The organism is Sphingobium limneticum, assembly GCF_008710155.1.
Taxonomy (GTDB): Bacteria; Pseudomonadota; Alphaproteobacteria; order Sphingomonadales; family Sphingomonadaceae; genus Sphingobium; species Sphingobium limneticum.
Window position 1 is genome coordinate 1 of sequence record NZ_VYPZ01000025.1, and the last position, 13,136, is coordinate 13,136.

At 62.8% G+C, this 13,136-nt stretch carries 14 protein-coding genes; 4 read left to right on the top strand and 10 right to left on the bottom strand.

Annotation, left to right across the window (positions count from 1 at the left end; all coding sequences use genetic code 11):
• A partial coding sequence (locus F4U94_RS19330; RefSeq protein ID WP_150412153.1) for a BapA/Bap/LapF family prefix-like domain-containing protein occupies positions 1 to 697 on the bottom strand: 697 nt, incomplete at its 3' end.
• 347 nt (positions 698 to 1,044) lie between these two features.
• Positions 1,045 to 1,320, bottom strand: a complete 276-nt coding sequence (locus F4U94_RS19335; protein ID WP_120250972.1) for an HU family DNA-binding protein — start codon at positions 1,318 to 1,320, stop codon at positions 1,045 to 1,047.
• 345 nt (positions 1,321 to 1,665) lie between these two features.
• On the opposite strand from F4U94_RS19335, the gene F4U94_RS19340 reads away from it, so the two are divergent.
• Together F4U94_RS19340 and F4U94_RS19345 are read left to right on the top strand one after the other, a co-directional pair.
• The gene (locus F4U94_RS19340) at positions 1,666 to 2,817 is read left to right on the top strand and encodes a DUF2157 domain-containing protein (protein ID WP_120250973.1); all 1,152 of its coding nucleotides are present in this window, start codon (positions 1,666 to 1,668) and stop codon (positions 2,815 to 2,817) included.
• Complete coding sequence (locus F4U94_RS19345) at positions 2,814 to 3,347, top strand: GDYXXLXY domain-containing protein (protein ID WP_120250974.1); 534 nt, start codon at positions 2,814 to 2,816, stop codon at positions 3,345 to 3,347. The genes F4U94_RS19340 and F4U94_RS19345 overlap by 4 nt, the downstream gene beginning before the upstream one ends.
• On the opposite strand, the gene F4U94_RS19350 is transcribed toward F4U94_RS19345, so the two are convergent.
• Together F4U94_RS19350 and F4U94_RS19355 are read right to left on the bottom strand one after the other, a co-directional pair.
• Positions 3,344 to 4,027, bottom strand: coding sequence for a hypothetical protein (locus F4U94_RS19350; protein ID WP_172598831.1), 684 nt, complete (start codon positions 4,025 to 4,027; stop codon positions 3,344 to 3,346). The two genes, F4U94_RS19345 and F4U94_RS19350, sit on opposite strands and share 4 nt — an antisense overlap.
• A gap of 179 nt (positions 4,028 to 4,206) precedes the next feature.
• Entirely contained in the window at positions 4,207 to 4,593 is a 387-nt protein-coding gene (locus F4U94_RS19355) for a PH domain-containing protein (protein WP_120252196.1), read from the bottom strand.
• Between the two features lie 143 nt (positions 4,594 to 4,736).
• On the opposite strand from F4U94_RS19355, the gene F4U94_RS19360 reads away from it, so the two are divergent.
• A complete protein-coding gene (locus tag F4U94_RS19360; protein WP_188117307.1) occupies positions 4,737 to 5,378 on the top strand; it encodes a nuclease in 642 nt (213 codons plus the stop codon).
• Here F4U94_RS19360 and F4U94_RS19365 read toward each other — a convergent pair.
• The 3 genes from F4U94_RS19365 to lepA form a co-directional block, all read right to left on the bottom strand.
• On the bottom strand, positions 5,335 to 7,719 hold the full coding sequence (locus F4U94_RS19365; RefSeq protein ID WP_120250976.1) for a TonB-dependent receptor plug domain-containing protein: 2,385 nt from the start codon (positions 7,717 to 7,719) through the stop codon (positions 5,335 to 5,337). The two genes, F4U94_RS19360 and F4U94_RS19365, sit on opposite strands and share 44 nt — an antisense overlap.
• Positions 7,720 to 7,833: 114 nt before the next feature.
• Positions 7,834 to 8,235 carry a hypothetical protein gene (locus tag F4U94_RS19370; RefSeq protein ID WP_120250977.1) on the bottom strand — a complete coding sequence of 134 codons (402 nt, stop codon included), beginning with the start codon at positions 8,233 to 8,235 and terminating at the stop codon, positions 7,834 to 7,836.
• 80 nt (positions 8,236 to 8,315) lie between these two features.
• Positions 8,316 to 10,124 (bottom strand): translation elongation factor 4, encoded by a 1,809-nt coding sequence (lepA, locus tag F4U94_RS19375; protein WP_120250978.1) that lies wholly within the window; start codon positions 10,122 to 10,124, stop codon positions 8,316 to 8,318.
• A gap of 176 nt (positions 10,125 to 10,300) precedes the next feature.
• Here lepA and F4U94_RS19380 point away from each other — a divergent pair, with 176 nt between their 5' ends.
• The gene (locus F4U94_RS19380) at positions 10,301 to 11,071 is read left to right on the top strand and encodes a CsgG/HfaB family protein (protein ID WP_172598783.1); all 771 of its coding nucleotides are present in this window, start codon (positions 10,301 to 10,303) and stop codon (positions 11,069 to 11,071) included.
• Positions 11,072 to 11,129: 58 nt separating this feature from the next.
• Here the strand turns inward: F4U94_RS19380 and F4U94_RS19385 are convergent, their stop codons facing one another.
• The 3 genes from F4U94_RS19385 to F4U94_RS19390 are packed head-to-tail and all read right to left on the bottom strand — an operon-like array spanning position 11,130 to position 13,121.
• Complete coding sequence (locus F4U94_RS19385; protein WP_150412155.1) at positions 11,130 to 12,167, bottom strand: acyltransferase family protein; 1,038 nt, start codon at positions 12,165 to 12,167, stop codon at positions 11,130 to 11,132.
• Positions 12,140 to 12,424, bottom strand: coding sequence for a hypothetical protein (locus F4U94_RS24480; RefSeq protein ID WP_145986234.1), 285 nt, complete (start codon positions 12,422 to 12,424; stop codon positions 12,140 to 12,142). The genes F4U94_RS19385 and F4U94_RS24480 overlap by 28 nt, the downstream gene beginning before the upstream one ends.
• A 40-nt stretch (positions 12,425 to 12,464) precedes the next feature.
• Positions 12,465 to 13,121: an adenylate kinase gene (locus F4U94_RS19390; RefSeq protein ID WP_120250980.1), complete on the bottom strand. Its 657-nt coding sequence runs from the start codon at positions 13,119 to 13,121 to the stop codon at positions 12,465 to 12,467.
• Positions 13,122 to 13,136 lie beyond the last annotated feature (15 nt).

Sequence of the window (13,136 nt, forward strand, 5' to 3'; positions counted from 1 at the left end):
CAGCATCAGCATCAGCATCAGCATCAGCATCAGCATCAGCATCAGCATCAGCATCAGCATCAGCATCAGCATCAGCATCAGCATCAGCATCAGCATCAGCATCAGCATCAGCATCAGCATCAGCATCTGCATCTGCATCAGCATCTGCATCTGCATCTGCATCAGCATCTGCATCCGCATCGGCATCAGCATCGGCATCGGCATCGGCATCGGCATCGGCATCGGCATCGGCATCTGCATCTGCATCTGCATCTGTTTCTTCGATCGACGACGTGCCATCGTCACGGCTTCCGACGACGGCCGCGCCTGCGATGCCTACGCCGCCGATGACGGCCGGCAGGATCAAAGAGGAACCCGCTGCACCAGCACTGCCCGCAGCGCCGATCAGTTCATCCAGATCATTGAGGAGAGAAAAGCGCGGGAAGCGGCTACCGGAACGGGCCAGCCACTGGTTCCCATCCGTATCGCGCAGCACCAGATCGCTATGGCCGGCTTCGAAAGGTTCGTAGAATTTGGCAACCTTTATGGTGCTGCCATCGTTCAGCCGGATGACAAGATCGTCGCCGCTCTTTTCCAGAGCGGACACAGCTTCCCGGTTGATTTGAAGTCGGACGACGCTGGGATCCTGCAAAGTGATCGCATCGACGGGGGCCTGCGTGATTTCACCCGTGACTTTATCGATAACTTCGGCTGCCATCGTCTTCCCTTTCCTTCTGGCGCGCGTCGCAAAGCCGCGCCGGACAAGCCCATCGCCCCACGACGCCCGTCGAACGGACGCAGCATGGCGCTACACAGAAGGATCAAACGGCATGCGTCGGATGACGCTGCAAGGATTCCGATTTCGGATGTGATTTCCGCCTCTCATCTCACTCCCGGTGAGAGGCAGCATGTTTTTCAGCCCGATTTGGGGGCGCGAAAAGATGCAGGGCCGATATCATCATCGCCCCGCCGGGATGGAGACTTTCCATCAACCGTCGCAAAAACGAACATGGCCCCGTCTCCTGTTCCCAGGAGCGGGGCCATGCGATTTTCGGCGAAGCCGGATCAGCCGTTCAGGCGATCCTTGATGCCCTTGGCCGGAGCAAAGGTCAGCTTGCGCGAAGCGGCGATCTCGATGGTCGCGCCCGTCGACGGGTTGCGGCCCTGGCGAGCCGGGCTGTCCTTGACCTTGAATTTGCCGAAACCGCTTAGCGACACTTCGTCACCCTTGGCAGCCGCGTCAGCGATGGCGCCGATGACGGCATCCACCAGCTTGCGTGCTTCGGCCTTGCTCAGATCGTTCGACGCCGCGATTGCATCGGCAAGATCATTGTTGTTCATAAAACCATCTGCTCCTGATTATGGGCCGCTTCAGGTAACGCCCTCACGGCCTTACGTCCATGCCAGACACGCAAAGATTGCGCGATTCCAGCCGTTATTCCGGTGCGACCCCATATTATATCGTCCACAAAATCTCCGCCGGGGCGGGATTCGCGATTTTGTGGGTCCATGAAAAACATAGACAATAGATAATCGCAAGGCACATCCGCCCGCGATCCGCCGCAAGGCCGAAAATATCGGCATGTCGAAGGAGCCCATCGCCCGCGTGAAAACCCTTATCGCAAGGCCATGGAATAAAGCCGATCACCCCATTGCCCTTTGCGCTTGCCCGTCTAGTCTGTCTCGATGTCGGAGCGGAAACTCAGGGCGTGGCAGGCGGCGGGATTGATCGACGCCGACACCGCCAGCCGGATCAGCGCGTGGGAAGCGGCACATAGCCGGCCGATCGGCGTCTGGGCGGTCGTGGGCCTGGGCGCATTGACGACCGGCCTCGGCCTTGTCTCCCTCATCGCCGCCAATTGGGAAGATATAGCGGGCACCACGCGCCTTGCCATCCATATGCTGCTGATGGTCGCGCTGGCTGCCGGGACATGGTGGAGCATGTCCAGGGAACGGATGCACGATCAGGTTCAGGACGCCTTGCTCTTCATCGGCGCGGTACTTGGCCTTACCTTTTTCGGCCATCTGGGGCAGGTTTACCAGACCAGCTCACCGCTATGGCAGCCCCTGCTCGCCTGGATGCTGCTTTTTTCCCCGCTGCTCCTGCTGTTCGGCCGCGGCTGGCCGGTCGCTGGCCTGTGGATGGCCGGCCTGCTTGGCCTGATGTGGGCGCATGCCGACGATCATGGGCATATCTGGACGCTGTTCGGCCGAACGGAGCGGCCCTGGCTCTGTTGGGGGCTGATCGCCTGTCCGCCGATGATCGTTGCCGGGGCCGCCGCCCTTTTGCGCGGCAGGAGCAGCCGCCCCGCCTTCTGGCGTCTGCTCGAACAAATGGCCGTCGCCACCATCTTTACCGGCATCAGCCTGGCCATCCTGCTTCACGGCTGGGATGGCGACAGCAGCCTTCGCCCGGGCAGCGCGCTGATTCACGGTCTGGCCTTGCTGGCCGCAGCCGCCGCCATCGCCCATGCCCGTCGAACGGCGTCGGGCCGGGCCACCGCGGCGCTGCTGCTGGTCGCGGCTGCCTTGCACTTCACCCAGGCCCTGCTGCCCAATCTCCACGGCACTGCCCGCGCCTGGACCGGCAGTCTGTTCTTCTGCCTGCTCTGGGGCGCAGTCGCCGCTGCCGCCATTCATGCCGGCTGGCGTCGCCTGTTCCAGCTTGCCGTAACGCTGGTTGCACTGCGGATCATCATCCTGAGTTTCGAACTGAACGACGATCTGCTGGGCAGCGGGGTCGGCCTGATCCTGTCCGGCCTGTTCGCCATGGCCGTCGCCTGGGGCACGATCCGCCTGTCCCGCCGCTATGCGCCTGCGCGAGGAGACATGGCATGATGCCCCGTCGCACGCGACTGATCCTCGCCGCCGCGCTGACGCTACCGCTTGCCGCACTGGCCGGCAGCTGGGCCGTCACGCATCGCCAGGCGCAACAGGGACAGGAATGGCTGATCCCCATACAGGGCTATGACCCGCGCGACCTGCTGCGCGGTCATTATGTGCAATATCGCTATGACTGGCCGCTTGCCCCGCATCAGGGGGAGGATGGCCGGTTCGATCCCAGCTATGCCGACGCGCTGTGCGTGACCGGCATAGCCCCGCATATTCAGGCGGTCCGGCCCCTGCCCCGGACCATGAACGCAGATCAGAGCTGCGCCATCATCCTGCGCGGCACGATCGGCACCCGGCGCGAGATACGCGGCCTGACCAGCGACATCTTCTATGCCTCGCAATCGCAGGCGATCGTCCTGTCGCGCAAGCTGTCCGATCCGGCGCTTCAGGGGCTGGTCCGCGTCCGGGTGCGTCCCGACGGCATGCTAAACCCGGTCGCGTTGGAATTTCGTCGGCGCCCGCCCCCGCAGCCTTAAAGCTCCAGCCCGATCAGCGTCCCACTGCCAATCTTGTCGACATAGCGCTTGCCGTCGATTTCCAGCCAGTCGGGTGTCACCTCCAACCGGCGGCCATTGATGGTGGTGCGCAGATGCTCCACCGCGATCCGGTTGCGCGCCACGATGCGCAGCACCGCCAGCCCATCGCCCCGCGCCGCCATCATGCTGTAGCGGTCGCCGCGCAGCAGGAAATGCCAGCTGCCATCGGTCGGTTTCCATTCATTGCCGTCGATGATCTGGGTCGCGACGCCATCGGGCGACCCCAGCCGCACGCTGATCCGGGTCGCCCCGTTCATCCGGCGCGGCGGCGCGAAGATCAGGATCGGCTCGCCCTCCAGCGTGATCGGGATCGGCGTGTCGCGCAACAATCGCGATCCCCCGACAATCAATTGCGGCAGTTCCGCCGAAAAGGGCAAACGATCCCGCGCGAAATGGCGTTGGCGTACCACCGGATTGGCGTGGAAACTCTGAACCTGCGTGGCGGTCAGCCGCCCCTCCTCCACCAACCCATGGCAGGTCGGACAAAGCAGGGTCGCGCCCGGCCCATCCGGCAAACCCAGATAGCGATAGATGGTCACGCCGCAGCGGACACAGGCAAAACCGCAGGCCTGCCTTATATCGGCGCGCTGCTCGGCCGTCAGATCCGGCAAAGACGGCATTACTCGCAAGCCTACCATGGACGACCCCTTTTTCCGCCGTTCACCCCGATGTGAACGGACGTTCCTGACATGGCGTCCTCTTGCGATTATGGGGCTCTTCGGCCCCTCCCTTGTTAACCCTATCGTTGGAATTTATCGGCCCAAGTCAAGGGCCTGAACGAAACACACCGCTTTTTCCGCTATCGCTGCGGCAACAGATCGACATTGCGCGCGGCGGCGATCGCCCGGATGCGGTCGGGCCGCGGCATATTCTTGATCGCGATCTCGGCGATATCGCCTGCACTGAACAATTCGATATGGCCGACGCCGAAGATACGCTGACCCAGCGTCTGGGTAATGCGCACGGATCGGATGCTGGTCAGTGCGATCTCCGTCCGCTGCTTGGCCAGCAGTCCGCGCTCCAGCAACACCTCGCGCTCGCTCAGCGCCAGCCGCTCGCCCTTGTGCAGCACCCACCAGATGGCAATGGCGATGATGCCCACCACGGACACCAGCAACAACAGGAACAGGAAAGGATGCGCCCGGAACATCGCGGGATGCTCGTCATATAGCCAGATGTCGCTCACGCCGTCTCCCTCGCTACAGCCCCCGGACTTGACCATGGCCCGCCACGCCCGTCAAGCCGCAGGCTGATCAATGTCCGCGCTGCCTGGTTAACCGAAATTTTCCATAATCGACATTAAACGAAATCCTCCATTTGGGACGAAATATGGCACGCAATCTCTATGACGTCGGCGATCGCACCCCGGACGAAGAGGATGGCTGGCTGAACGAAAAGCAGGAAAAGCGTTCCAAGGTCGTGCCGATCGGCTTGGTGGCCATCGCCCTGGCGCTTGGCATTGGTGGAACGATGCTGGCGATGCAGGTCATGCCCGCTAGCAGCGCGCCTGCCAACACCCTGTCCCCCGTAAACAGCATAGCGGACGAGTTCAGCCTGTGTGACGATGCCAGGGGCGACGCCTGCGTCCTGTCTGCCGATGCCTATGCCTGGCGCGGCAAGCGTTATCATCTGGCCGATATTCAGGGACCAAGCGAGATCGAACCGCAATGCCCGCAGGAAGCCGCGCTCGCGCGCAAGGGGCGGGCGGCATTGATGGCGATGATGAATGGCGGCGCGTTCCAGACGCTTCAGGATTCTGCCGACAATGATCCCGCCGCCCGGATCCTGATGCGCGACGGCGTTTCGATCGGCCAGCTCATGATCCTCAAGGGCCATGCGAAAGCCTGGTCCCGCGACCCTGTTAATTGGTGCAAGGGTCAAGCGGCGATCGGGCCGGCGCAAACAGGCGCGCCGACCCGGTCCCATATTACCAGCTCAGCGAAACCCGGCCGTACAAATAGCGGCCGTTGAAGCCGAACGGCGAGTAATAAGGGAAGGCTACCACGCCGGTGCTGTTGTTTGCGACGGTCAGCGCATCGGGATAGATGTCGAACAGATTGTTCGCACCGATCGCCAGGTTGATCGCCTTGGTCGGCTTGTAGCGCGCTTCCAGATCCACGATCGTCTTCTTGCCGGTATGCGTATCGCCCGCCGCCGTCGAACCGGGCTGGGTCACGTCGCCATAATAGGTCGCCCGCGCGGTGGCCCCGAACTGATCCAGCGTCCAGTCGAGCGAACCCACGACCTTGGTGCGCGGCGTGCCTTCTTCGATGCTGACGATACGCTGGCGCGAGAAAAGCACCGGCGTCGGGGTCAGGGCGACCGCCGTCGAAACCGGCACGCGGTTGACCTTGATATCGTTGAAATTGGCAGCGGCGGTCAGGTCGAACTGGCCGGCTGCGCTGTTCAGGCGATAGTGCGCGACCGCATCGATGCCCTTGGTCGTGGTGCGCACCCCGTTCACGAAGAAGCGGGCGGCCGACACGCCATAGGGCGCCAGCAGCGCCGCGACCTGCGGGCTGAAGCTAGACTGGATATTTTCCGACAGGCCAAGGCCGTTGCGGACGCGAATCCAGTAGCCATCGACGGTCAGGTCGAACCCGCCGCTGCGGATCACCGTGCCGACCGACAGGTTGGTCGACTTTTCCGGCTTCAGCGGCAGGCCGCCCAGCGCGGTGCCGATATCGCTGACCGACGGGAAGGTGCCGGTTTCGACGATGTTCGGCGCCACGAATACCGACGCGGTGGAGGTGAAATATTGCTGCTGGAGCGAGGGCGCGCGGAAACCGGTGGAAGCCGTACCACGCAGCGCGAACCAGGGCGCGATGTCGTAGCGCGCCGACGCCTTGCCCGTCGCGATATTGCCGAAGTCGGAATAATGTTCGCCACGCCCGGCCAGGCCCAGCGTCAGCGCCTCGGTCGGATGCGCTTCCAGGTCTATATAGGCGGCGACGTTTTCACGATGCACATTGATGGTGTTGGACGGCTGGAACCCGCCAAAGCCTTGCGCGCCGCTACCCAACGATGCATTTCCGCCCAGCGGGCCGCGATTGTAGGATTCCGGATCGCCCGCCTTGATCTCATAGCTTTCGCGGCGGAATTCCCAGCCCCAGGCGATGTTGAGGTCGCCGCTGCCCAGCGGCACCTTGCGGCTCATGTCGAAACCACCCAGCGCCTGGTCGTAGATCAGCGCGCCGTCATAGAAGCTAGTCGGCGATGCCGCGCCATAGGTGGCGTTCAGCGAATCTTCGGTGCGGAAGTCCAGGCGATTGCGGCCATAGGACAGCTTGATCGTCGCATCCCAGTCGCCAATGTCGCCGCGCGCGCCGGTCGTCACCGTCAGATCCTTCGATCGCACGTTGATCAGCGGCAGGAAGCCATCGGGATAGAGCGAGGCGACATTGTTGACGTTGCTCGGCACGCGCGGGAAGGCCGCGCTGCTGCTGTCGCGATACTGATAGCCGCCAAAGGCGTAGAGTTCCCAGCCCTCACCGATCGGGTGGGCGGCGTTGAAGTAGAAGGTGCCCTGCTCGACGTCCGGATCGCCGAAGCGCGAGCGGACCACTGCCGGCGTCGCGCGCGGATCGACGTCGCCCCGGCTGGTGGGGTTGCGGTTGAGATATTCGCCGCTGATCGTCAGGAAGCCGTCTGCGCCCAGCGCGAAGCCCTGCCAGCCCGACACGGTCACCGTTTCGCCGTCCGACGCATGGCGCGAAGAGCGAGCGGCGTCGATATCCGTGTCATATTGGCCGTAGGATACGGTCGCCCCGCCGCCGCTGCGCGCTTCGCGCAGGCGCAGGTTGACGACGCCGGCGATCGCATCGGAACCATATTGCGCCGATGCGCCATCGCGCAGCACTTCGATCCGCTCCAGCGCCGCGCCGGGAATGGTGTTGAGATCGACCGCTGCCGCACCGCGACCAACCGAACCGTTGGTGTTGAGCAGAGCCGAAGGATGGGCGCGAACGCCGTTGATCAGCACCAGTGTCTGGTCGGGCGACATGCCGCGCAGCGTTGCGGGGCGGATCGAATCGGTGCCGTCCACCGCGGCGTTGCGCGGGAAGTCGATCGACGGCGCGATGGCAGACAGCGCCGCGCCCAGTTCGGTCGTGCCTTGCTGGCGCAGGCTGTCGCCCGACAGCACATCGACCGGCGCGACCGAATCGAGCCGCGTTCGGCCCTGCGCGCGCGTGCCGGTGACGATGATATCCACGCCACCTTCCGCAGCAGGCGCCGTCTGCGCTATGGCCTGGCCGCCGATGGAAAGGGCGAGCAGCCCGGTTGTCAGCAAGAGCGCGTTGCGAAGCGGCATATCTATCGTCCTTTGATTATTACGCTTTTGCGGAGCGTCTATAATCTACTTTTACGATAGACAATTAGCCGAACGTGATTTCCCGATTCCTGTGACATATGGGCGACACAAAGGTCAGCCCGATCTGGCCCGAACCGCATTCAGCACATCGGATGCCAGTTGCGCATAGTCCGCGCAGGCCCGTTGCATCGCCGCCTCGGCGCCCTCCCCGCGCACTTGTCCGAAACATTGGCGGTTCTGCGCGGCACGCATCTGGCGCAACCTGGCGCGGCTTTCGACGCCCAGCCCCAGTTGCGGCCCGTTGCGCCGCCACGCTTCCGCCGCACTGAAGATACGGCGCCCCGGATGGACGCCGGGATCGCATCCCGCCGCCGCGCCCAGCCGGTCGATACGCCCGGCTTCCACGATCAGGTCGGTCAGGAACAGGTCCAGTTCGCGCAGGCCGTTGCCGATCAGCTTCGCCGGCATGGCATCGCGCCGTCGCCCGGCGGCCCGCTGGCATTGCCCGAGCGACATGCCATTGGCCAGAAAGGCGGCAGCGCGCTGGAGATGAGCGACCTGGCCCGCCAGACTGGCGCAGCGGTCGCTCTCCCCGATCAGTTTTCGTCGCCCATGCGCAGCGCGGCGATGAAGGCTTCCTGCGGAATCTGGACGCTGCCATATTCGCGCATGCGCTTCTTGCCTTCCTTCTGCTTGTCGAGCAGCTTCTTCTTGCGGCTGATGTCGCCGCCGTAGCATTTGGCGGTCACATCCTTGCGCATCGCCGCGATCGTCTCGCGCGCGATCACCTTGCCGCCGATCGCCGCCTGAATCGGGATCTTGAACAGATGGCGGGGGATCAGATCCTTCAGCCGTTCGCACATGCCGCGACCGCGCGATTCGGCGGTGCCGCGATGGACGATCATGCTGAGCGCATCGACCGGCTCGCTGTTGACCATGATGCTCATCTTGACCAGATCGCCCTCGCGATAGCCGATCTGATGATAGTCGAAGCTGGCGTAACCGCGGCTGATGCTCTTGAGGCGATCGTAGAAATCGAACACCACTTCGTTGAGCGGCAGTTCGTACGTCACCTGCGCGCGGCCGCCGACATAGGTCAGGTTCTTCTGGATGCCGCGCCGGTCCTGACACAGTTTCAGGATCGAGCCGAGATATTCGTCGGGGCAATAGATGATCGCCTCAATCCACGGCTCTTCGATCTCATCGATCTTGGTGGGATCGGGCATGTCGGCCGGATTGTGCAGTTCGATCTCGCCCGCGCCATAGGTCAGCTGGATCTTGTAGACCACCGACGGCGCGGTGGTGATCAGGTCCAAATCATATTCGCGCGTCAGCCGCTCCTGGATGATTTCCAGATGCAGCAGCCCCAGGAAGCCACAGCGGAAACCGAAACCCAGCGCCGCGCTGCTCTCCATCTCGAAGGAGAAGCTGGCGTCGTTCAGGCGCAGCTTGCTGATGCTGTCACGTAGCTTGTCGAAATCGTTCGCATCGACCGGGAACAGGCCGCAGAACACCACCGGCTGCACTTCCTTGAAGCCCGGCAGCGGCTTAGTCGCGCCGTTCTTCACCGTGGTGATGGTGTCGCCGACGCGGGTCTGGGCGATTTCCTTGATCTGCGCGGTGATGAAGCCGATCTCGCCGGCGGCCAGTTCGGGCAGCGCCTCGATCTTGGGACGCATGCAGCCGACGCGGTCGATCAGATGTTCGGTGCCGCCGATCATGAACTTGACCGCCTGCCCCTTCTTGATGACGCCGTTGACGACGCGCACCAGAATGACCACGCCCAGATAGGGGTCGTACCAGCTGTCTACCAGCATCGCCTCCAGCGGCGCGTTACGGTCGCCCTTGGGCGGCGGGATCTTGGTGACGATGGCTTCCAGGATATCGTCGATGCCGATGCCGGACTTGGCGCTGGCCAGCACCGCTTCGGATGCATCGAGGCCGATCACGTCCTCGATTTCCTTGCGCACCTTCTCCGGCTCGGCGGCGGGCAAGTCGATCTTGTTGAGCACCGGCACGATCTCATGGTCATGCTCGATCGACTGATAGACGTTCGCCAGCGTCTGCGCTTCCACGCCCTGCGCGGCATCCACGACCAGCAACGCGCCCTCGCACGCGGCCAGGCTGCGCGACACTTCATAGGCAAAGTCGACATGGCCCGGCGTGTCCATGAGGTTCAGCTCATAGGTTTCGCCATTTTTGGCCGTATAGTCGAGGCGCACCGTCTGCGCCTTGATGGTGATGCCGCGCTCCTTTTCGATGTCCATATTGTCCAGGACCTGGGCGCTCATCTCACGGTCGGTCAGGCCGCCGGTGCGCTGGATCAGGCGATCGGCCAGCGTGGATTTGCCATGGTCGATATGGGCGATGATCGAAAAATTACGGATATGGCTGAGGTCGGTCATCGGCGCCCGATAGCAGCGATTTCACGCGCTGTCAGCAGGATCACGCACAGGCGGGATTCAATGACAAAGCCCGTCATTTGCGCACCGCTTTGCTTGGAAGCGATTGACCCCTGTGATAAGTATTCGCAGGAACGGGGCAACATTTTCAAACTCAAACAACAAACGGGGTTCTTGAAATGCGTGGAATGAAGAAGCTGACCATGGCGGCTACGTGCCTGGCCATGGTTGCACCGCAGGCGATGGCGGCGGACAAGGGTTCGTCGGGTCGTCAGGCCCAGACCCAAAAGCAGATGGAAATCCCCCGCTGCACCAAGCGCCTTGGCACCGTCGCGATCGTCGAACCCGACAATCAATGGTGGCGGGAACTGAACCTGGGCAGCCCGGAAGCAATCATCAAGCTGTTCGTGCAGCAGTCCGGCTGTTTCGGCATCGTCAATCGCGGCCGTTCGATGGCCAGCCGCAACATGGAACGCGCGATGGCGGATTCGGGCGAATTGCAGGCCGGATCGAATCTGGGCAAGGGGCAGGTGAAGGCGGCGGATTATTTCATCCAGCCCGACATCGTGACCACCAACAATAATAGCGGCGGCAATGCCATTGGCGGCCTGGTCGGCGGCTTCCTGGGTGGACGCACGCTGGGCGCGCTGGCCGGCGGCATCTCGGTCAAGAAGAGCGAGGCCAATGTCATGCTCTCGGTCGTCAACGCCCGCACGACAGAGGAAGAAGTGATGGCCGAGGGCTATTTCCGCAAGTCGGACCTGAGCTTCGGCGGTGGCGGCGGCCTTGGCTGGATGGGCGGCCTCGCGGCCGTAGGCGGCGGCGGCTATCAGAATACCGCCATCGGCCAGGTGATCGTGCTCGCCTATCTGGACGCCTATACGAAAATGGTCACGCAGATGGGCGGCCTGCCCGTCAATGCGGCCGCTGCGGCGCCCGTCGCCCAGTAAATTCGTCTCTATCGAATTAGGAAAGGGCGCGGCCGGTGACGGCGGCGCCCTTTTCGCGTCAGCTTCGGCTGGGCGCGGCGTCGGCCGACACTGGCTGGGCTTCGCGACGGCGCTTCCACCAGGCGATGATCGCTTCGCCGGCCGGACGCTCCACTGCGCGATTGATGGCCGTACCCAGGGTCAACGCTACCAGGAAGGCGGCGGCAAAGCCGATCCAGGGGCTATAGCCTGCCTTGGCAAATTCCAGCATCACGACGAAGCCGACATGCTGGTGGATCAGATAGAAACTATAGCTGATCCCGCCCAACCAAACGAGCGGCCGCAAGCTGAGGAAGCGCAGATGGCCATGGATCAGCGCCACGAACGCCGCGACCAGCACGCACCCCACAATGGTGACGTCCCATGTTTCGATCGTCGCGATCGAGAGCAACGCCATCGCCGCATAGGGCATTTGTTGCCGCATGGTCCGCTGCCCCGACCATATGCGATAGGCCAGCATGCCGATGACGAAGAAGGGCGTGTAACGCAGCACCAGCAGCATCACGATCCGTTCGGGCATGTCCGGCCAGAACCAATAAACCGAACGCACGGCCAGCCACAAAGCCAATATCGGCTCCAACCGCCGTATCCCGGCAAACTTCCATATGGCGATCATGCAGAAGTAAAAGGCGATCTCCACCGTCAGCGTCCAATAGGCGCCATCCACTTCCGGGATGAAGGCGAAACCCTGAAGCATGGTGATATTGGCTAGGATGTCGACCGGCCCGATCAGCAATTGCGTCGCATGGGCCACATATTCGATCGACAGCGTCAGCAGCATCGCCACCAGATAGGCGGGATAAAGGCGCGCGAAGCGGTTGACCACGAAATCCGCCACCGTGCGGATTCGGTCCAGCGTGAAAAAGATCGCGAAGCCGGAAATGGTGAAGAAGAGCAGGACGCGATAATTGCCGCCCGGAAAGCTGAAAGGCACATGGCTGGCCTGCGGGAACAGCTCATGGAAGCGGGTCGAATAATGGAAGGTCAACACGCACAGGGCGCCGATTCCGCGCAGCGCGTCCAATTCCGTCAAGCGGCCCCGGGATGATCCAACCATGGCGCTTCATAGCAACAACAGAGCAACCAATCCGTTAAGATCGTGGTTAACGCCGCATCCAGACCTGCTTTTCTTTTGCTGCTTTCTTTCCCAGCTGCGTTCTCGAGGCCGTCGCGGCAGCCCGCTGCGCAGGCAGGTGCGCCCGCCCAGGTCTTGATGCGACAATCGACCAAAAAGCCCGCATGGCCATTGGCCATCATAGCAGAATGGGCCGGCACAGCCTTCGCCGCACCAGCCCATGCCAGAAATCCGCGCATGTGAATGTCTTGCCCTCCCCCAATTGGGGAAGGGAGAAGATCAGGCCGTTTTGCCGTCCAGTATGGCGGCAATCGCGACGGTCACGTCGTTCATGTCGGCCATGCCGTCCACGCGCGACACGATATCGCGCGCTTCGTATATCGGCAGGATCGGTGCGGTCTTGGCACGATATTCGGCCATGCGGGTGCGCACCGTTTCCTCATTGTCGTCGGGACGGCGCTTGAACTCATGCCCATGGCACTTGTCGCACTCACCCTCGACCTTGGGCTGCTTGAAGCTATCATGATAGCCCGCGCCACAGGTGGCGCAGGTAAAGCGGCCGGTGATGCGCTCGACCAGCGCATCCTCATTCACTTCCAGCTCGATCACATGATCCAGCGTGCGATTGCGGTCGCCCAGGATGGTGTCGAGCGAATGGGCCTGCGCCTCGGTCCGCGGATAGCCATCAAAAATGACGCCCGTGTCCGGTGCCAGCGCGTCGAGCGCTTCGCCGATAATGCCCGACACCACTTCGTCGGGCACCAGCGCGCCCGATTCCATCAGCGCCTTGGCCTGAAGGCCCACAGGCGTTCCCGCCTTCACCGCTGCGCGCAGCATGTCCCCCGTCGACAGCTGCACCATGCCACGATCGTCAACCAGACGGGTCGCCTGGGTGCCCTTGCCGGCCCCCGGAGGGCCAAGCAGAATGATATTCATTGCGCGCATACTCCC